This window comes from Pauljensenia sp. 20925_1_27 (assembly GCF_041432835.1).
Classification (GTDB): Bacteria; Actinomycetota; Actinomycetes; order Actinomycetales; family Actinomycetaceae; genus Pauljensenia.
The window spans coordinates 1-20,296 of sequence record NZ_JAPWAH010000007.1; the positions used below are offsets into that span (position 1 = coordinate 1).

The 20,296-nt window shown below is 65.1% G+C and carries 14 protein-coding genes and 1 rRNA gene; 2 read left to right on the forward strand and 13 right to left on the reverse strand.

Going from position 1 to position 20,296, the window contains the following annotated elements:
• On the forward strand, nucleotides 1–277 hold a 277-nt coding region (locus O3684_RS05450; RefSeq protein WP_500065515.1), incomplete at its 5' end, for a hypothetical protein.
• 14 nt (nucleotides 278–291) lie between these two features.
• Here O3684_RS05450 and O3684_RS05455 read toward each other — a convergent pair.
• Nucleotides 292–1,832 (reverse strand): 16S ribosomal RNA (locus O3684_RS05455).
• Nucleotides 1,833–2,432: 600 nt separating this feature from the next.
• Between O3684_RS05455 and O3684_RS05460 the strand changes: the two genes are divergently transcribed.
• Nucleotides 2,433–3,902, forward strand: coding sequence for an alanine/glycine:cation symporter family protein (locus tag O3684_RS05460; RefSeq protein ID WP_500065516.1), 1,470 nt, complete (start codon nucleotides 2,433–2,435; stop codon nucleotides 3,900–3,902).
• A gap of 147 nt (nucleotides 3,903–4,049) precedes the next feature.
• On the opposite strand, the gene O3684_RS05465 is transcribed toward O3684_RS05460, so the two are convergent.
• The 12 genes from O3684_RS05465 to O3684_RS05520 form a co-directional block, all read right to left on the reverse strand.
• Nucleotides 4,050–4,877: a hypothetical protein gene (locus tag O3684_RS05465; RefSeq protein WP_500065517.1), complete on the reverse strand. Its 828-nt coding sequence runs from the start codon at nucleotides 4,875–4,877 to the stop codon at nucleotides 4,050–4,052.
• Nucleotides 4,878–4,992: 115 nt separating this feature from the next.
• Nucleotides 4,993–6,594 (reverse strand): alcohol dehydrogenase catalytic domain-containing protein, encoded by a 1,602-nt coding sequence (locus O3684_RS05470; protein ID WP_500065518.1) that lies wholly within the window; start codon nucleotides 6,592–6,594, stop codon nucleotides 4,993–4,995.
• Nucleotides 6,595–6,693: 99 nt separating this feature from the next.
• Nucleotides 6,694–7,716, reverse strand: coding sequence for an SDR family NAD(P)-dependent oxidoreductase (locus O3684_RS05475; protein ID WP_500065519.1), 1,023 nt, complete (start codon nucleotides 7,714–7,716; stop codon nucleotides 6,694–6,696).
• 27 nt (nucleotides 7,717–7,743) lie between these two features.
• The gene (locus tag O3684_RS05480; protein WP_500065520.1) at nucleotides 7,744–9,063 is read right to left on the reverse strand and encodes a PHP domain-containing protein; all 1,320 of its coding nucleotides are present in this window, start codon (nucleotides 9,061–9,063) and stop codon (nucleotides 7,744–7,746) included.
• 159 nt (nucleotides 9,064–9,222) lie between these two features.
• Nucleotides 9,223–11,676 carry an alpha-ketoacid dehydrogenase subunit alpha/beta gene (locus tag O3684_RS05485; RefSeq protein ID WP_500065522.1) on the reverse strand — a complete coding sequence of 818 codons (2,454 nt, stop codon included), beginning with the start codon at nucleotides 11,674–11,676 and terminating at the stop codon, nucleotides 9,223–9,225.
• A 33-nt stretch (nucleotides 11,677–11,709) separates the two neighbouring features.
• Nucleotides 11,710–13,077 (reverse strand): dihydrolipoyl dehydrogenase, encoded by a 1,368-nt coding sequence (gene lpdA / locus O3684_RS05490; RefSeq protein ID WP_500062750.1) that lies wholly within the window; start codon nucleotides 13,075–13,077, stop codon nucleotides 11,710–11,712.
• A 16-nt stretch (nucleotides 13,078–13,093) separates the two neighbouring features.
• On the reverse strand, nucleotides 13,094–14,437 hold the full coding sequence (locus tag O3684_RS05495) for a dihydrolipoamide acetyltransferase family protein (RefSeq protein WP_500065523.1): 1,344 nt from the start codon (nucleotides 14,435–14,437) through the stop codon (nucleotides 13,094–13,096).
• Between the two features lie 10 nt (nucleotides 14,438–14,447).
• Nucleotides 14,448–15,197, reverse strand: coding sequence for a DeoR/GlpR family DNA-binding transcription regulator (locus O3684_RS05500; protein ID WP_500062752.1), 750 nt, complete (start codon nucleotides 15,195–15,197; stop codon nucleotides 14,448–14,450).
• Between the two features lie 331 nt (nucleotides 15,198–15,528).
• Nucleotides 15,529–15,960, reverse strand: coding sequence for an RbsD/FucU family protein (locus O3684_RS05505; RefSeq protein ID WP_034467793.1), 432 nt, complete (start codon nucleotides 15,958–15,960; stop codon nucleotides 15,529–15,531).
• 13 nt (nucleotides 15,961–15,973) lie between these two features.
• A complete protein-coding gene (locus O3684_RS05510; RefSeq protein WP_500065525.1) occupies nucleotides 15,974–16,969 on the reverse strand; it encodes a LacI family DNA-binding transcriptional regulator in 996 nt (331 codons plus the stop codon).
• Nucleotides 16,944–18,353, reverse strand: coding sequence for a rhamnulokinase (locus tag O3684_RS05515; RefSeq protein ID WP_500065526.1), 1,410 nt, complete (start codon nucleotides 18,351–18,353; stop codon nucleotides 16,944–16,946). The genes O3684_RS05510 and O3684_RS05515 overlap by 26 nt, the downstream gene beginning before the upstream one ends.
• 167 nt (nucleotides 18,354–18,520) lie before the next feature.
• The gene (locus tag O3684_RS05520; protein ID WP_500065527.1) at nucleotides 18,521–20,284 is read right to left on the reverse strand and encodes an L-fucose isomerase; all 1,764 of its coding nucleotides are present in this window, start codon (nucleotides 20,282–20,284) and stop codon (nucleotides 18,521–18,523) included.
• Nucleotides 20,285–20,296: the final 12 nt, after the last annotated feature.

Genomic DNA, 20,296 nt, shown 5'->3' on the forward strand with positions numbered 1-20,296 from the left:
CAACCACTATACAAATCACAAACAACCCACCACACACACCCACACCAACAACACAACGCCGCTGGCAGGCATGCAGGCAACCACCGTTACCGGTGGACGCTCACACGGTGTTGAACGTGAACCCGACAGTGTGCTCGTTCGCATAAACCTTTTTATGCCCAACCCAAAAAACGCACCCACACCCACCACCCACTCTTGGGCAGTAAACAAATGCGAGCACAAGAAAACAAACCAGGCCCCCACCCACAGGACGGACACCATGATTGCTCCCCAATAAAATGGGCTCCCTAGAAAGGAGGTGATCCAGCCGCACCTTCCGGTACGGCTACCTTGTTACGACTTCGTCCCAATCGCCAATCCCACCTTCGACCACTCCCCCCGGGCAAGCCGGTTAGGCCATGGGCTTCGGGTGTTACCAACTTTCGTGACGTGACGGGCGGTGTGTACAAGGCCCGAGAACGTATTCACCGCAGCGTTGCTGATCTGCGATTACTAGCGACTCCACCTTCATGGGGTCGAGTTGCAGACCCCAATCCGAACTGAGACTGGCTTTAAGGGATTCGCTCCACCTCACGATATCGCAACCCTCTGTACCAACCATTGTAGCATGCGTGAAGCCCAAGACATAAGGGGCATGATGATTTGACGTCATCCCCACCTTCCTCCGAGTTAACCCCGGCAGTCCCCCACGAGTCCCCACCATCACGTGCTGGCAACATAGGGCAAGGGTTGCGCTCGTTGCGGGACTTAACCCAACATCTCACGACACGAGCTGACGACAACCATGCACCACCTGCACACGACCAACTAAATGCCACCACATCTCTGCAGTGCCGCCGTGCATGTCAAGCCTTGGTAAGGTTCTTCGCGTTGCATCGAATTAATCCGCATGCTCCGCCGCTTGTGCGGGCCCCCGTCAATTCCTTTGAGTTTTAGCCTTGCGGCCGTACTCCCCAGGCGGGGCACTTAAAGCGTTAGCTACGGCGCAGAAACCACGGGTGGCCCCCACACCTAGTGCCCAACGTTTACAGCGTGGACTACCAGGGTATCTAATCCTGTTCGCTCCCCACGCTTTCGCTCCTCAGCGTCAGTAACGGCCCAGAGACCCGCCTTCGCCACCGGTGTTCTTCCTGATATCTGCGCATTCCACCGCTACACCAGGAGTTCCAGTCTCCCCTACCGCACTCAAGTCAGCCCGTACCCACCGCACGCCCCCAGTTAAGCCAGAGGATTTCACGGCAGACGCGACCAACCGCCTACAAGCCCTTTACGCCCAATAATTCCGGACAACGCTCGCGCCCTACGTATTACCGCGGCTGCTGGCACGTAGTTAGCCGGCGCTTCTTTACCCACTACCCTCACCACAACCAAGCGTTGCGGCTTGACCATGAGCGAAAGAGGTTTACAACCCGAAGGCCTCCATCCCTCACGCGGCGTCGCTGCATCAGGCTTTCGCCCATTGTGCAATATTCCCCACTGCTGCCTCCCGTAGGAGTCTGGGCCGTATCTCAGTCCCAATGTGACCGGTCACCCTCTCAGGCCGGCTACCCGTCAAAGCCTTGGTAGGCCATCACCCCACCAACAAGCTGATAGGCCGCGAGCCCATCCCCCACCAGAAAAAACCTTTCCACCAACCCCCATGCGAAAGCCAGTGAATATCCAGTATTAGCACCCGTTTCCGGGCGTTATCCCAAAGAAGAGGGCAGGTTACTCACGTGTTACTCACCCGTTCGCCACTCATCCACCCAGCAAGCTAGGCTTCAGCGTTCGACTTGCATGTGTTAAGCACGCCGCCAGCGTTCGTCCTGAGCCAGGATCAAACTCTCCGAACAAAAACAAAAACGTTAAAGCCCAGAAAAACCAACCAACCAAACAAGGCCAGCCAGCAATCCCAACCAAAAACACTCAAAAACAAAAAACAGGCATAAAAAACAAACAAACACACTATCGAGTTCACAAACAACACCTGCACGATCAAGCGCACACGAATCTCTCGCATGTTTTCGAAAGGCGGTCTGCGCCATGTTTCCGCGACCCGAGCTTCTCGCTTCGTTCGCTGCCGTTCGGCGCAACAAGGAAAACAATACGCACTTCTTCCAACACCGTCAAGTCAAGCGCAATTACCTCGCTTCTCAATACGTTTCCCCAGCATTTCAACGATTACAGCCTTCAGACTGGCTCACTTTGCCCCAAAATCACCCAATTTCATGCGCCAGACCACAAAGATTTGGCCGAAATGTGCGCCAGCACTCTCAACATTCCACAGTAACCTGCCTCCAACGGCGGTCCATCAGGGGCCCAGCCTGCACAGATGGCCGCCACCATCACATTTTTTAGTAAACTCTTTACCTTTTGTTGACCCTGGCGCTATACTCGTGCTCACACCGCGGCCTCGCCGCGTCAACGAACATCCATCAACGCTAGGAAAAACGATGAATGGAACCCTGCGTCCGGCTTTCGACCTCGCCGGCACCCTGGATACGATCTCGGGCTTCATGTATACGTACGTGCTCGTCGCGCTCCTGATCGGCGTCGGCCTGTACTTCTTCATTCGCACGCGCGCCCTGCCGCTGCGCCTCTTTAAGGAAGCGATCCGCGTCGTCACCGAGCCGCCGCAAGAGGAAGGCGAGGTCTCTTCGTTCCGTGCCCTGATGGTGTCCACGGCCTCGCGCGTGGGCGTCGGCAACATCGCCGGTGTTGCGACCGCCGTGACACTGGGCGGCTCGGGCGCTGTCTTCTGGATGTGGGTCATCGCGACGCTTGGCGGCGCCTCTGCGTTTATCGAGTCGACGCTCGCGCAGATCTACAAGAAGCAGGGACCCCACCACTCCTACGGTGGCCCCGCCTACTACATTCAGATGGCGCTCAAGCAGAACTGGTTGGCCACGCTCTTCGCCTCGGTCCTCATCCTGACCTACATGGGCGGCTTCAACCTGCTCGCCTCCTTCAACGTCGCTGACGCGTTCACCGGGTACAGCTGGGCGAACGCGTGGACGCCGTGGATCGTCGGCGCCGTGCTCGCGGTGCTCATGGCCGGCTCGATCTTCGGCGGCACGCGTCGCCTCACCGACGTCACGGGCCTTCTCGTCCCGGTCATGGCGATCATCTACCTGGGTGTCGGCTTCGTCGTCATCGTGCTCAACTACCAGAACATTCCCGCGATGTTCGCAGCTATCTTCCGCAGCGCTTTCGACTTCCCGGCTATCTTCGGCGGTTTCACCGGCTCGGCCATGATGCTCGGCATTAAGCGTGGCCTCTACTCGAACGAGGCTGGCGTCGGTTCGGCTCCGAACGCCGCCGCCTCCGCTTCCGTGTCGCACCCCGCCAAGCAGGGCCTCGTCCAGATGCTGTCCGTCTTCATCGACACGATGGTGATCTGCACGCTCACCGCTTTCGTGGTGCTCTCCTCGGGAGTCGGTTCGGATAACGGTGTGACGGGCGCTCCCCTCGTGAAGGACGCCATGGCCACGATCCTCGGCCAGGGTCCTGCGCAGGTTTTCATCTCGGTCGCCCTGTTCCTCTTCGCGTTCACGACACTGGTCGGTAACTTCTACTACGCCGAGGTCAACTTCCGCTTCCTGCTGCGCAACGTGCACATGAAGCACTGGATGCTCTCGATCTTCCGCGCCGTCGCCGCGCTGCTCGTCTTCGCGGGCGCCCTCCTCAAGTTCGAGGTCGCGTGGAACCTGGGCGACATCCTGATGGGCCTCATGGCGCTCATCAACCTGCCCGTCATCGTCATTTTGGGCAACCAGGCCATCCGCTGCGCGAACGACTACGTCGCCCAGCGCAAGGCCGGCCTCGAGCCGCACTTCAAGGCCTCCTCGATCGGCCTGAACCCCGACGAGCTGGACTTCTGGAAGGACGACGCTCCCGTCGCCTCCGAGAAGACCAACGCGTAAGGGTCCTCTCCCCGAGCAAACTGCCCCGGCCTCGTTCCTCCACGTGGGGACGAGGCCGGGGCTTCGCTATGCGCATCGGCGCGGTCATCGCGTTCGGCCAGGGGGCGTGCCCCAGCCGCACGTGGGTTCTCGGCCCGCGTCTGCGCGCTACACCGACGTTTGCGCGAAGCGCACTCGAATCTGCACTCCGCCGACGTGCCCGCACGCGGACAGGGCTCGAGCCACTGCATCGGCGGCCCACCCGAGCATCTCAGGCCGGTCGTGCGGGGCACGCAGAACGGCAGTCGCTCCGGTGCCGGAGGCCATGGAGGACTCCACAGAAAGCCCCATCTGCACACACGAGGCCACGGCCTCGTCGAAGCCCGAGCAGGACAGAACCTGTCTCCCATATCGCACACCCGCCTCCACGTAGATGAGTGGACCGGGGACCAGCAGAGATGAATCGAGCGCGCCGATTAGCAGGCTCCCGTCCTCCCACGGCTTGTTCGCGGTGAAGCGCGCATACTCCCGCGGCAGCTCACACTCAAAGACACACTCGTCGACGCGCACATCGGCGACGAGCTCGAGGGTGGCCACGGAGGCAATCACAGATGCCACGAACGGGATGTGTGCGCTCGTGTCCCCGAGCCACGTGTCGACGATCGCGTGGCACATCGCTCGGGCGGCGCCGTCCGCGGCAGGGTCCCCCGCCATGCCGGGCACTCTCTGCCCATCAACGCCCCTGCCGAGCGGCGGCGCCTCGATGTCACCGACGAAAAAGTCGAAGACGTAGAGCCCGTGATGGGCTTGATTATCGTCGTAGTCCGCGAACCCCAGCCTCGTGCCGACAAGCACGGAGAGGAAGGCATCGTAGAGGCACTCGCTGTCCTGCGCAAAGAGGTCCGCCGCGTGCGGCGTGCGCGGGGACATCTGCCCGCACAGCCAGGCGTACAGCGCCACGTAGCGCTCCTGCGAGGCGTGATCGTTGACCGTCATGGGAACCTCCTCGTTCCAACCCACAACGCTTGCCCCCTCATTATCGCAGAAACACGAAAGCCCCGGCCTCGTCTGAGTGACAGACGAGGCCGGGGCGAAGGACGAGGCGGAGCGCTCAGCGGGTGGCGAGCAGCGCCTCCTCGGCCTCCTTGGTCCACAGGCCGGCGGCGTCAAGCTTCGCGGCAACCGTCGGCAGCTTCTCGGCGAGCTCAGACACGGGGGTCAGGCCCAGGTCGTGCATCATCGGGAAGACCATGATCTTGCCGCCCGAGGTACGGTTCATCACCGCGTTGATGGCGTCGCCGAAGCCCGCCATGCCGGTGATCGCCCACAGGGAGATCGTGGTGTCGATGATGCCGGCTTCGATCTTGCGCAGCACCGTGCGCATGTCGGAGACATCCGAGCCGGAGGTGCCCAGCATGAAGATCTGACGCTCGATGATGCCCTGCAGGTCGAAGTCGCCGAACGTGCCGGCCGGGATACCGGCAAACGCGTTCAGGATGCCACCCTCGGCCAGCAGGTCGACGGCCTGGGAGACCAGCGCCGGGACGGGCACGAGGCACGTCGCGTAGGTGTAGCCGTACTCCAGGGGCGTCGAGGCGGTGTTGATGATATCCAGCGGAACGCCGTTCTTTTCGGCGGTCGGGCCCACGACCTTCGTCAAGTTGGCCAGTCGCTCGTCCGACAGGTCGGTGCCCACGACGCTGATGCCGGGAACACCGGAGGTGACGGCGCGCATCGTGTGCATGACGCCCATCGGGCCGGCAGCGCCGACGAACACGCACTTATCGTTCTCGCGCAGATCGCCGTTGGCGGGGATCCAGGCGTAGCCTTCGCGCGGATCCGAGCCGGTCGTACCGCAGAAGCGGATGAAGTCGTAGTGAACGCGGCCGATATCCAGGGACACCTTGCGCGAAATCTTCTCGCCGCCCAAGACGACACACATGGTGCCGCGGGTGCCGATCAGGAGCGCAGCCTTCTCGATCGCGTCGGCGTCCGAGCCAAAGAACACGACGTCGTCGAATTCGCCCTCCACGCCCTCGATGGCATCAGCGCCAACGCGCACGACCTCGGCGGGCTTGTGCTCGGCGGTCAGAGCGTCGATGTCGCCCTCACCGACGACCAGCAGGCGGCCACCGTCGGCGACGTGGTCACGCTCAGCCCACGCGTAGGAACCCTCAACGGTCGCCCAAGGCTCGATGAGGCCGACGGCCGCGGCCGACGGGCCCTCCGACACGTGGATGAGGAACTCTTCCCCGTCCGGGGACACGACGCAGCGCTCGTCGACGACGACGAACTCCTCGAGGGCGCCGTCGAAGTTATAGCCGAACGCGCCGTTCGACTTCGCGGTACGCAGATGCTTCCAGTCGGCCTGGACCAGCAGACGGTCGCCGACCTTGAAGTGCGTGACGGACTCGCCGACCTTCACGACGCGGACGACGGGCTCGTGGCCGGGCGTCACGGCCTCCTGGTTCGGGTGGTAGGACGGAATGTCCTTGAGGGCGTCCAGGTCGATACCCGCCACCACGTCCGACTTGCGCGGGTGGCCATCGAACTGGTGGAGCAGCTTCGTATCAGAGAAGCAAATGCCGCAGGCTTCGACCTCGAGCATGATCTGCGTCGGGCCAACGGGGTCAACGGGCTTCGCCGGGTTAACGACGAACTCTTCCTTGCCGACGATCTGAATCGCGTACTGGGTGGAGGGAATCTGGGTCATGACTGACTCTTTCACTGGAAAAACTACTGAACGTGGGAAGAAAAGACGAGGCCGGGGAGCTGGCGAGAAACCCGCATGTGTCCCCGGCCTCGTGAGAAGTCAGGAGAGCATCACCTGGCCGCCCGTGACGGGCACGGCCTGGCCAGTCTCGTATTCCTGCTCGACGATGTAGAAGATCGCGCGCAGAACGTCGATGCCCTGGGCGCCGCGGCGCATGGGAACCTTCGCCTCGTAGAACTCCTTAACGTCGGCGACTGTCTTGGCGCCGGGGACCTTGCCGGAGTTCAGGTACTGGACGAAGAGGCCGCGGTCCGGGTCGGACCAGAGCGGGCCGTCGTAGAAGTTGCCGGGGCAGATCGCGTTGACCTTCACGCCGTGAGCAACCATCTCGAGGGCAAAGGACTGCACCAGGCCGATGCCGCCGAACTTGGAACCCGCGTAGGCGGCGTTCTTGTTCGAGCCGACGAGGCCGGACTTGGAGTTGATCTGAATGATGTCGGTCAGCCACTCGGGCGCGGTGGAGTGCTGGCGGGCCAGGAGCTGACCCAGGTGCTTGGTGACGAGGAAGAACGCCACGTAGTTGATGTCCGTGGACAGGCGGAACGCGGAGGCGTCCTGCTCGAGGACGGAGCCCGCGCGCACGATGCCCGCGTTGGAGACGACCAGGTCGAGGCCACCGGTCACGCGCTCGATCTCGGAGGCCATCGCCGCGACAGACTCCTCGTCTGCGACGTTGACCGTGATCGGGTGTGCGACGCCTTCGCCGCCGAGCTCGGCCGCCTTCGCGACGGCACCCTCACCGTTCAGGTCGGCGATGAACACGAAGCATCCGGCGTCGACCAGGCCGCGCGCGATCTCCGCGCCAAACCCCTGGGCGCCACCCGTCACGAGGGCGACGCGGCCGTTGATGGTGCGCTCGCCGGTAGTGGTGGCGCGGACCTCGAAAGTCTCCTCGCCTGCGCGCACGACGACGGGAAGCTCCGTCTCCTTCAGGGAGCAGGAGCACACCTCGGTGAGCGGACCGTCGAAGGTGACGGTCGGCACGTCCGAGCTGGGGGCCACGATGACCGGGCGGCCGAGGGCCTTGAGGAAAAGCCCACGTACCTCGGGAGCGTTACTCATGATGTCTCTCTTTCTTGACGATGCTCGTCAGTTAATCGAAGTGGCTCGGGCGGCGACGTCGGCGGCATCCTCACCGTCGGCAATCGCACGGCCCAGGGGCGCGTACTCGGTGATGCGCTCGGCGAGAGCCTCAGGGGTCAGGCGACCCGTGCGGCCCAGCAGGTGCAGGGACGGATCCACGGAAGACAGGGCCTCGTGCGCGACGAGGGCCCACGTGGCCTCGTTGAGGTCCGCGAACTCGGGGCGACGCAGCTCCTCGCAGGTGAAACGCTGGCGGGGCTGGTTGATATCCACGCCCGAGATCTCGAGCATGCCGTGGGCGGCCGCGAGCGCGTGGATGCGCTCGAGCTGCTCGGGGGTGTTGCGCGGGGGCATGTAGGTCACGGCGCGCAGGCCGATGGACTCCATGTACTCGAAGAGCTCGTCGAGGAACGCGTCCTCGAACTTCTCAGCCTTCTTGTCGCCCGTCGGCGAGGCGGATACGTCGCCCAGGTAGGCGTAGGTGGCGATCGCGCCGACCGAGTCGGCGAACTCGACGACCTCGGCCGCGCTCGGCAGCTCGTCGGTGGGCTGGATGTAGATGCGATCCAGGTAGTTGGCCTTCAGGACGCCCAGCAGGTCGTACATGAGGTGCGGGTTGTCCTCGTCGGACAGGACGCGCGCGAGGGAGGCGGGAACCTCAACGCCCATCGAATCCAGGCCCTGAACCAGGGCGGGGCCGCGGCCAAAACCGCGGATCAGGGCCGAGGCCATGGCAGCCAGCAGGTGACGCTCGGTGATGCCGCCGCCATTGGCGTACTGGGAGATGCCGACCATGTCCGCCTGGGGATCGAAGGGCTCCAGGCCCAGGTCGGTGAGGATCTTGCCCGCGCTCTCGGCCATGGCGAGGGTGCGCTCAAGGCGGGCGGCGCGCTTGGGGGCGAGCCACTCGGCGACCTTCTCGCGGGCCGGCGCAGGCACGCCCTGCACCGTCATGTAGGCCACGCCCACGGAGTCAGGGTTGTTGAGCTTACGCTGCGCGAGCGGCGTTCCCTCGCCGAAGCGGGCGCGAATCTCAAAGCCGGTGACGGAACCCATGCCCAGAATGCGGGTGGCCTCACTCATCTCGGCTGCCGCGCCGATCGAATCGTGATCGACCGAGCCGACAACGCGCAGGCCGTTACGCCGCGCCAGCAGCGCCGCGTGGGTGGGCGTGTAGGGGCTGAACGAGAAGCACGTGTGGATGTGGTTGTTCGACTCGGGCACCCAGCTGGGGAAGTGCTCGTCGGCGACCACCGCGCGCAGCGCCTCGATGCGCTGGACCGGGGTGGCGGCCGGATCGTTGGTGATGTCCATGGGTTCTGCCATCTCTTCGTTGGGTGGAGAAAAACGGTGATGAATCAAGAATGTGGGCGAGGCCGGGGCTCGGTGAGGAGGAGTGTGGCCCCGGCCTCGCTAGCTCGCGTCAGGGAATGCGAGCCAGGGACGGGGGCGGGCCGGAAAGGGGAACGACCCGCCCCCAACGCCTCAGAGGCCCTCGCGGTTCAGGCGAGCGATCTCGGCCTCGGTCGCGTGCTTCGTGGTGGGCACGTGGCCGGGCAGCGGGAGGATGCGCTCGTGAATCGCGTCGAGGATCCAGGAGACCTGCGGGAAGAAGTACGACTCCATCTCGGGGCCGGGCGTGATGCCGTTGCGCGAGCCGACGACGGCGATCGGCGCGTCGAGCGCGTCGAAGGCCAGGGTCTGCACGTTCGCGGCAACCGTGTTGAGGAAGGAACCGCGCTCGACCGCGTCCGAGGTCAGGACGAGGCGACCGGTCTTCTTCACGGATGCGACGAGCTTGTCGTAGTTCAGCGGGGCGACGAAGCGCAGGTCGATGACCTCGGCGCTCAGGCCGTACTTCTCAGCCAGGACGTCGGCGGCCTCGAGGGCCTTGTACACGGTCGCGCCGTAGGCGGCAATCGTGATGTCGCTGCCCTCGCGGCGGATCGCCGGCTCGCCCTCTTCGGTCTCGTAGTAGCCCTCGGGCACGCCGCCGGGCTCGAAGTCCTCGCCCTTGTCGTAGAGCTTCTGGCTCTCGAGGAACACGACCGGGTCGGTGCCGGACAGTGCCAGGTTGAGCATGCCCTTCGCATCGGTCGGGGTCGTCGGGAAGTAGACCTTCAGGCCCGGGATGTGAGCGACGAGCGCGCTCCAGTCCTGGGAGTGCTGGGCGCCGTACTTCGAACCCACTGACACACGCAGGACGAGGGGCATCTTGAGCAGGCCCGCGCTCATCGACTGCCACTTAGCCATCTGGTTGAAGACCTCGTCACCGGCGCGGCCCAGGAAGTCGCAGTACATGAGCTCGACGACCGCGCGGCCACCGGCCATCGCGTAGCCGACGCCGGCGCCCACGATCGAGGCCTCGGCGATGGGCGAGTTGAACAGGCGACGGTAGGGCAGGGCCTCAGTCAGGCCACGGTAGACGGCGAAGGCACCGCCCCAGTCGCGGTTTTCCTCGCCCCATGCGGCCATCGTCGGATCGGTCTTGAAGCGGTGCAGCATCGCCTCGAACAGGCCGTCACGGAACTGGTACATGCGCATCTTGGAGACGGGCTTGCCGTTTTCGTCGACGGAGCTGCGCACCTTCTTCGCCAGAGCCTTGATGCGCGGGTTGTCCTCGAGGTCGATCTCGGGGGTGGCGTCGTCGAACGCCTCAACCTTCTCGTTGGAGAACATGACGGAATCGATGTAGCCGTCGGCAACGCGCGGCGTGGCCTCGTCGTCGATCGCCAGCTTGAGGACGTGCACGAGCTTGTCGGTCAGGGAGGCGGCGTAGCCATCGATCTCGTCCTGCGTGGTCAGGCCGTTGGAGATGAGCAGGTTCGAGTACTCCTTGATGCAGTCGACCTGCTCCCACAGCTCGACCTCTTCCTTCGTGCGGTACGAGGAGGCGTCCGACGGCGAGTGGCCGGAGAAGCGGTAGGTGATGGTGTCCATGAGGACGGGGCCGCGGCCCTCCTCGAGGATCTTCTTCTTGCGGGTGGTCGCATCCGCGACGGCCAGCGGGTTGAGGCCGTCGACGCGCTCGGCGTGCATGGCCTCGGGGTTGAGGGCCGCGCCCACGCGGGCGAGGATCTCATATCCCATGGTCTCGCCGAAGGTCTGGCCGCCCATGCCGTAGAAGTTGTTGAAGAAGTTGAACAGGATCGGCGGGTTGCCACCGTCCTCCTCGCGCCACAGGGAGCGGAACTGATCCATCGACGCGAAGTTCATGGCCTCCCACACGGGGCCACAGGCCAGGGCGGCGTCACCAACGTTGGAGACGACGATGCCGGGCTTGCGGTTGATGCGCTTGAAGAGGGCCGCGCCGTTCGCGATCGGCGCGGATCCGCCGACGATCGCGTTGTTCGGGTAGGAGCCAAACGGCAGGAAGAAGGTGTGCATCGAGCCGCCCAGGCCACGGTTGAAGCCGGACTTGCGGGCGAAGATCTCGGCGAGAGCACCGAAGAGGATGAAGTTCTCAGTGAGGTCCTTCGTGTCCTTGTAGTCGATCTTCTCGGCGTAGGACAGGGTCTCGCCGCCGAGGAAGCCCTTCATGATGGACTCGAGCTGCGCGTCGTCCATCTGGTGCATGGCCGAGTAGCACTTGGCGAGGATCTCGCCGTGGGAGCGGTGGGAACCGAAGATGAAGTCCTCGGGCTTCAGCACGAAGCTCTGGCCGACGTAGGCGCTCTCCTGGCCGATGCCCAGGTGGGCGGGGCCGCGGTGGTTGTATTCAACGCCCTGCCAGGCGCCGGTCTTCTTGATGGAGTCGAGCATCGACTCGAAGGTGCGCACGACGATCATGTCGTGGAGCATCTGGACCATGCCCTTTTCGCCGTAGCGGGCGATCTCGGTGTCACGGTCGAAGGTGTACTGGTTGACGGGCACCTCGGGGAACTTCACGTAACCGGGGCGACGTACCTCGTTGGGGTCGATGATGAGAGACTGAGTCATTTTTCTACTCTTCCTTGACGTAGGGGATGTTCGTTAGAGCTTGACGGCCCACGCAGCTTCGCGGATGACCTCGGAGACCGTGGGGTGCGGGAAGACGACCTGACGCAGGTCCTCGACGGTGAGTTCCATCTCGAGGACGGCCTGCGCGCCCCAGATCATCTCCGCGGCGTACGCGCCCAGCACGTGGATGCCCAGCACCTGGTGGGTCTTGGGGTCAACGAGGATCTTCGCCTCGCCGGGGGCCTTGAAGCCGTTCTCCGCGATGAAGCGGCCGGACATGAGGGCGGGGACCTTGGCGACGAGGACCTCGCGGCCCTCGCGCTTAGCGGCGGACTCGGTCAGACCGACGCCGGCGGCCTCGGGGATCGAGAAGACGGCCCACGGGACGGTGTGCCAGCGCATGACCTCGCCGCGCTTCTTCGCGGTGGGATCGAGGATGTTCGCCGAGGCGATCTCCGCCATGCGGTAGGCAGCGTGCGCCAGGAGGGAACGTCCGGTGACGTCGCCGATGGCCCACACGTTAGGCAGGTTGGTGCGCATCGTGTCGTCGACGACGACGCCGCGGTTGATCTCGAGGCCGGCCTCTTCGGCACCCCAGCCCACCGTCGCGGGACGGCGGCCAACGGCCATGAGGACCACGTCGGCCTCGACGCTCAGCTTCTCCTCGCCCTTGGAGTAGTGGACAGTGCCTCCGTCGAGGGACTCGACGCGGCAGCCCAGCTCGAAGGTCACGTCCTTCATGGCGGCGCGGGCCTTGGCGGCCAGGTCGTCGTCCATGAAGGGCAGGATCTCGGGGGCCATCTCGATGACGGTCACCTGGGAGCCGAGGGTGGAGTACAGGGAGGCGAATTCGACGCCGATGACGCCGCCGCCGATGATCGCGAGGCGGGAGGGGACCTCGGGCAGCGAGAGGATGCCCGTGGAGTCCACCAGCGCCGGGTTGTCCTGGGTGCCGGGCAGCGGGGGCATGGCCGGCACGGAACCCGTGGCGATGATGACGTGGTCCGAGGTGTAGGTCGTCCCCTCAACGGTCACGCGACCGGGGGCGTCGAGGTGGCCTCGTCCGTTGATGACGGTCACGCCCGCCTTGCGCTCGGTGGCGGCGACGCCAGCGACCAGACCCTTGACGACCTGATCCTTCCAGGCCTGCATCTGCGTCCAGTTGACGGCCACGCCGCTGGCGTCCACGCCAAACTGGCTGGCTTCCTTGGCGTGCAGGTAGTTCTTCGCGCCGTTGAGCAGGGTCTTGGTGGGGATGCATCCCACGTTCAGGCAGGTGCCGCCCAGGTACTGCTCCTCGACGAGGGCGACCTTCTTGCCCGCGTGTCCGAGGCGCTCGGCAGCCAGGTAGCCGCCGGGGCCCGCACCGAGGACGATGACGTCAAAATGCGTATCACTCATGAGTTTTCCTCTTTCCTCAGGCCAGGACCGTCACGTCAATGTTTTCGATGGCTGCGACCAGGTCGCGCAGGAAGCGGGCGCCGTCCGCGCCGTCGATGACCTGGTGGTCGATCGTCAGCGAGAGGTTGATGCGCTGCTCCACGCCGATCGTGCCGTCGGCGGCCACGGTCGGGCGCGGGGTGATCGCGCCGACGCCCAGGATCGCCGTCTGAGGCAGGTTGATGACGGGGGTGAAGGTCTCGATGCCGAAGGAGCCGATGTTGGAGACCGTGAAGGTGCCGCCGCTCAGGAAATCGGGCGACAGGGAGCCGTCGATCGCGCCGCCGGCGAGGCGCTTGGCCTCGTCGGAGAAGGCCTTGAGGCCCAGGGACTGCGCCGAGCGGATAACGGGGACGAGGAGGCCGCGCGGGGTGTCGCACGCGAAGCCGAGGTGGACCTGCTCGAACTGGGTGAGGACGCCGTCCTCGAGGTGAGCGTTGAACACGGGGTACTTGAGCAGGGTGCGCGACACGGCGAAGCAGACCAGGTCGTTGAGCGTGATCTTGTTCAGGCCCAGGGACTCGTCGGCGTTCTTGACCTTCTTGCGCATCGCGAGGATGCCGGCGGCGTTGGCCGTCGTGTTGAGGGTCAGCTGCGCGGTGGAGGTCAGGGACTCCATCATGCGCTTGGCGACGACCTTGCGCACGCCCTTGAGCGGGGCGGAGGTCGAGGCACCGGGGAAGTCGGCCGCGGCGGCGGGGGCTGCGACAGCGGCGGCGGGGGCGGCCTCGGGCGCGCGGCCCGCGTCGGCGACGGACACGCGTCCGCCGATGCCGGTGCCTTCGGTGGCGCTCACGCCGGCGGCGCGCGCGGCGGAGGTCAGGACGGGGCCGGCGGCGATGGCGGCGGCAACATCACGCTCGATGACGCGGCCGTGGGGACCCGAGCCCTCGGAGATGGACGAGGCGTCGACGCCGTTGGAGGCGGCGAGGGCGCGGGCGCGCGGAGAGACGGCGCCGGTAGCGCGCTCGGTCGCGAACGCGGGGGCAGCGGCCTGCTCGGGGGCGGCAGCCTGCTCGGCGGGAGCATCGGCTTCGGCGGGGGCGCCGTCGCCACCCGGAACGAGGCCGGAGATGTCCTCCCCGGGCTCACCGACGATGATGAGCGGATCCTTGACGGGGACCTCGTCGCCTTCCTCCCACAGGAGCTTCAGGACGGTACCCTCAGCGGTCGAGGGCACCTCCATGGTCGACTTGTCGGTCTCGATGGACGCGAGCGTCTGGTCGACGGCGACGGTGTCGCCTTCCGCGATCATCCACTCGACGATGATGCATGACTCAACAGAGTTGCCCAGCTGGGGCATCACCACGATGGTGGCCATGTAATTCCTCCTAGACGATGCGCAGCTTCGTGCGCTCGGCCAATTCCTTGATGGATTCTTCGGGGATCTCATCGTCGGTGATGATTCCGGTGACCTCGTCGATCCCCATGAAGCTGACGAAGCCGGCTTCCCCATACTTGGAGGAGTCGGCGAGCAGCCACGTCTCTTGTGCGCGGGTGCGCATAATGGAACCGACCTGTCCACCCTCCACGAGTTGGGTGGTCAGGCCGCGATCAACGCTGAACCCGTCGGTCCCGAGGAACGCGACGCGTGCGTTGAAGTCATTGATAGCGCGCTCTGCAACCGGTCCCACGAGGGACTCGGACTCGGCGCGGAAGTGCCCACCCGTCAGCGTGATATTGAGGCTCGGGTTGGAGCGGGCGTTAGCGAAGACAAGCACGGAGTTGGTCAGGACCTGCACTCCGCGCTTGCCGGTCAGGTACTTGACGATGAGGGCGCAGGTGGTACCGGCCTCGATCATGACGCGATCGTCGTCGTGGATCATGTCGGCAGCGGCGCGAGCAATGCGTTCCTTGACCTCGACACGATCGTTCTGGCGCAGGTGAATGTTACGGAAGGTGGTGGGGCGCGCACCGCCGTGGGTGCGCACGAGGTAGCCCTGCTCGTCGAGGGCCTTCAGCGAGGCGCGCACCGTCACGGGCGATACGCCCAGATCGGAGGCAAGCTGCGCGACGCTCACCTCACCCTCCCGGGCGAGGCGATCCAGGATGTAGTTCGTGCGTTCTTCTGCACGTCCCATGGGGCACCTCTTCGTGGAATCAGCGGCATTCCTTGTCGCTTTACCTTTCGTTACGACAAGAATAGTCACTAAAACGAAAGTATGCAACATCACGCAAGCTGTTCATACACCCGTGCAGGCGGGACGCACAAACGTTCAGAACACCGTCATTCATTCGGCACATTTGACGGATATTGCAGGGATAAATACTCTGGTGGGCGGCCCGCGCGGACCACCCACCAGATATGAAACTCTCACCCCTCGCCAGCGCCATCATCCATTCGAAACGAAAATGAAACGAAAGCACTCGTCACTCACGCGACAAGCCCCGCGCTGGCGCGGCAAATGAGTTTTACTCGCCGGGCTGACGAACGCCCACCGTGAGCAGCAGATTGCCGTACAGGCGCTGCTCGCCCGTCGCAACGATAATGCCCACGTTCTCGTCGCGCGCAGCATCGTAGAAGTCCCAGCGGGAAATTTCACCGAACTCGACGCCGGGCAGAGCCGCACGGAACTCGTCGTGGATCGGGATCTCCACCGGATCAGCGTCGGGTGCGGGGGTCATGATCTCGGCACGCTCGATCGGAATCGTGCGCTTGAGGACGTCGAGGACCTGGCTGACGTCCAGGAGCCCCGGAGCCAGGTTGAGGGAGATGAGTTCGCAGCGCGGGTTCACACCCGTCGTGTGCGGGTAGTTCGCGTCAGCCAGCAGGATCTTCGAACCGTGACCGGCGGCCGCGAGCGCGCGCAGGAACTGCGGGTGAGTCATCGGACCATAGAGCATGAACGTGCCTTTCTTACAGGTGTGAACTGGCCCGGATGACCAGCTCGGGGTCGAGAACAATGTCCTGGGAGGGTCCCCCGCCCATGAGCGAACGCACGAGGCGCACGGCGGTGCGCCCGAGGCGATCGAAGGGCTGGTGGATCGTCGTGAGCGGGGGTGCGTAGGAGTCCGCGCCGTCGATGTCGTCGAAGCCGACGACCCGCACGTCGCGCGGGACCACTCCCCCGCGCTCGTAGATGTAGCGCATCGCGCCGAGGGCCAGCTGATCGTTGGCGGTCTGCACGCCCTCGGGCAGTCGCCCGGCCGCGCGCATCACGTCGTAACCGTCGCGCGAGTCCCACGAGTCGGGCTGAAGCACGACGGGTTCGATGCCGTACGCCTGGCATGCCTGCTCGTAGCCGAGCCTGCGCATCTGCGCGTCCGACCAGCCGGCGGGCCCACAGATATGAACGACGTCGGTGAGCCCCTGGGCGAGCAAGTGCTCAGTGGCCAAGCGCGCCCCGCGCACATTGTCGACGGCGACCGTCGAGATGCCATCGAGCCCCTTTTCGCTCGTCAGAACGAGGACTGTCGGGAAGCGCTTGCCCGCCTCGATCGCGACGTCGATCGTCGGGTCCTGGCCCCCCAGGATAATGACGCCGTCGACATCGAAGGGAGCAAAGTCATTGCGCAACTGCCCATCCGGCCCGTACGCGTAGGACAGGGACACGTGGTAGCCGGCCTGCGACGAGGCGTTGAGGATCGACAGCAGCACGCGCCCGTGTCCGTGGAACATGGGGGCGGCCAGCACGACCTGCAGGACGTTCGTGCGCTTGGCCGCGAGCGCGCGCGCCGCGTAGTTGGGAACGTAGCCCAGCTCCTCAACCAGCTTGGAGATCCTCGCCCGCGTCTTTTCGGAGACCTCGGGATCCCCGCGCACGACGCGCGAGACCGTGTTCGTTGAGACACCCGCGCGCCGCGCGATGTCGGCCAGGGAGACTTTCTTAGCCGCGGGTCGGGACGTGGACATGGGTCGCTGCGCTGGCTGCGATGACGGAGGCGCGATCTTCTTCGGCGAGAGCACCGATGGTTTCGAGCTGCGCCAGGAGAGAACCAAAGGTCGAGGCCTCGATGGGGCCACGCACGACGGTGACACCCGAGATCTGGGCGGTCAGGTCGCACAGCAGGCGGTTACGCGCGCCGCCGCCCACGAGGTTGAGCTGGTCGGGGGCCTTCCCCGTGGCCTCGGTGAGCTCACCGATCGCGCGCGCGTAGCGGCGGGCGAAAGACTCGATGATGACGCGCACGTACCCGGCCATGGAGTCGGGGCGGGCCGCACCCTGGGCGTCCAGGGCCTCGTCGATCTTGCGCTGCATGTCGCCGGGGGTGGCGAAGGCCTCCTCGTCGGGGTCGAAGGTGCCCGAGGCGGCGGGCAGCTCGCGGGCCTGGGCGACCAGCTCGTCGGTGTCGGTGGGCGTGCCCTCGCGCTCCCACTGGCGCTGGATTTCCTGAAGGATCCACATGCCGGTGATGTTGAAGAGGGGACGCACTCCCCCGTCGGTGCGGCCTTCGTTCGTAATGCCGAGGTCGAAGGCGGCGTCGCTCATGAGGGGCTTGTCCTCGATGGCACCCAGGACCGACCAGGAGCCGCAGGACAGGAAGTAGGCGCGCTTGCCCTCCTCGATGGGCAGGCCGTGGACCGCGCACGCGGAGTCGTGGGCACCACCGCGCACGACGGTCAGGGTTTCGAGGCCGGGAACCGTGCAGGGGCCGACGACGGTCCGGTCGGCGGACAGGTCACCGAACCAGCCGCGCGGGATGCCGAGGCGCGAGAAGATCTCGTCGTTAAAGTCGCCGCCGCCCGGGGTGAGCAGGCCGGAGGTCGAGGCGATCGTGCGCGACCAACCGACGACGCCGGTGAGGCGGTACGCAAAGTAGTCGGGCAGGAAGAGGGCCACCGCGACGCGCCGGGCGTCAGCTGGGTTTTCCTGCAGATAGGCGAACAGCTGATTCGCCGTGTTGATCGTCGCCGGCTGGTTACCGGTCAGGTCAAAAAACTCGCGGTCGCCAATGCGCTCGCGGAAAGCATCAAGGGTACGGGCAGTGCGCTCGTCGCGGTAGGCGACAACATCGCCGACAAGCTCGCCATTGCCGTCGAGGGGAGCCCAGTCCACGCCCCACGTATCAATCGAGACGGCGCGGGCGTCGGGGAAGCGTTCGAGGGCCTTCTTCAAGCCGGTGATCGTCTCGGCCTCCATCGTGGCCACGTCCCACGTGAGGGTGCCATCTTCCCGGCGGCGCGCCTCGTGCTTAAAACGGTGGATGTCCGTGACATCCAGGCGGCCATCGCGTAGCGTTCCGGCGAGGACTCGTCCGGACGCGGATCCAAGGTCAACAGCAAGTACGGTGGTCATTGAAGGTCTCCTCCAGATACGCCCTGGCTCGGCGTGTCCCGTCGTTGGGTTCTCGTGCAGCTTTCCTCATCGGCGAGGCCGGGGCTGCGTCCCGGGAAAAGAGCCCCGAGAGGGTGGCCCGGTCGGGCCCGGGGAGAGAGGACACCCGAGCCCGACCGGGAGTTGCATCAGCGGTACATCGGACCGAAGGTGTCGCAGGCGCGGAAGTCCGCCGCCTCGAGGGACTCGGTGCCGAACAGCGACCACGCCTTGGGACGGAAGATCCGCTCCTCGGGGACGTTGTGCATGTTGACCGGGATGCGCAGCATCGAGGCCAGCGTGATGAGCTGACCGCCGATGTGGCCGTAGGAGATCGCGCCGTGGTTAGCGCCCCAGTTGTTCATCACGTCGTAGACGCTCTTAAACGCGCCCTCACCCGTCAGGTTCGGGACGAACCAGGTGGTGGGCCACTCGATGTTGGTGCGCTCTTCGATGGTGAAGGCGACCTCGTCGGGCAGCTCGACCGTGTAGCCCTCGGCGATCTGCAGGACCGGTCCGAGGCCGCGCACCAGGTTGATGCGGCACATCGTCACGGGCATCTCGCCGGAGGTACGGAAGTGGGTCGAGAAGCCGCCGCCGCGGAAGTAGCCGGTCGAGGCCGGGTGGAAGGTCGTGGCCTCGAGCGTGGCGTCGCGATCCTCCTCGGTCAGCTCGTACCAGGGCTTGATGACGTTCTTGCCGTCGCGCACGGCCTTGCCCGCGCCGTCCAGCGTGGTCGAGCCGGAGTTACGCAGGTCGAGCAGGCCGGCGGCGGCGCGACCCTCGGGCTTCCAACCGGTGGCCTTCTCGATGGACTCGGGGCTCCAGTAGGTGCGCACGTCGGAGAAGATCTGCGGCGTGTTGGTCAGCAGGTAACCGAACAGCATCGAGGCACCGTTGAGCGAGTCGTTCTCGGTGGCCACGACGGAAGGCTGGCGGATGCCGGTCCAGTCGAAGTTCGTGTTGAGGATGGTCTCCAGAACGTCGCCGTTGGGGAAGTGGTCCGTCCACTGGCGCTGACCCTGGAAGCCTGCCGCGATGGCGCCGTGGCCGCCGGCCTCTTCCTCAAAGCCCAGCTCGGCCAGGCGCGGGTTGCCGTGCATGAGGTCGCGGGCGATGAGCGTCATCTTGGTGACGAACTTCCACCAGTCCTCGTGCTTCTCGGGGTACTGCCACTCCGGCGGGTTCCAGTCCTTGCCCTGCTTGAAGTTCTCGCGGATCCACTGGTACGCCTTCTCGTACTCCTCGGGATCGTAGATGCCCTCATCGATGCGGCGGGTGAACTCGGACATGTCGATGTACTCGTTGCGCATGCCGAGGTAGGAGCCGAAGAAGTCGGGGTTGACAACAGAGCCGGCAATACCCATGGAGACGGAGCCCATGGACAGGTAGGCCTCGCCCTTCATCTGCGCAACGGCCAGGCCGGCGGTCGCGTAGTCGAGGAGGCGGGTGCGCACGTCCTCGGGGATGGAGGTGTCGTCAGCGTCCTGCACGTGCTCGCCGTAGATACCGAAGGCGGGGATACCGATCTGAGCGTGGCCTGCCAGGGCGGCGGCAAGGTACACGGCGCCGGGGCGCTCAGTGCCATTGAAGCCCCAGATGGCGTGCGGCATCGCGGGGTCCATGTCGGTGGTCTCCGTGCCGTAGCACCAGCAGGGGGTGACCGTCACGGTCAGGCCGACGTTGTTCTCGCGGAACTTGGCGGCGCAGGCCTGGGCCTCGTGGACGCGGCCGATCGTGGTGTCAGCGATGACGACCTCGACGGGGGCACCGTCCGGGTAACGCAGGTTGGAAGAAAAAAGCTCGGCGACGGACTTCGCCATGTTCATGGTCTGCTCTTCGAGCGACTCACGAACGCCCTTACGGCGACCGTCAATAGTGGGGCGGATTCCGATGCGGGGGTGGTTTGTCATTATTCCTTCATC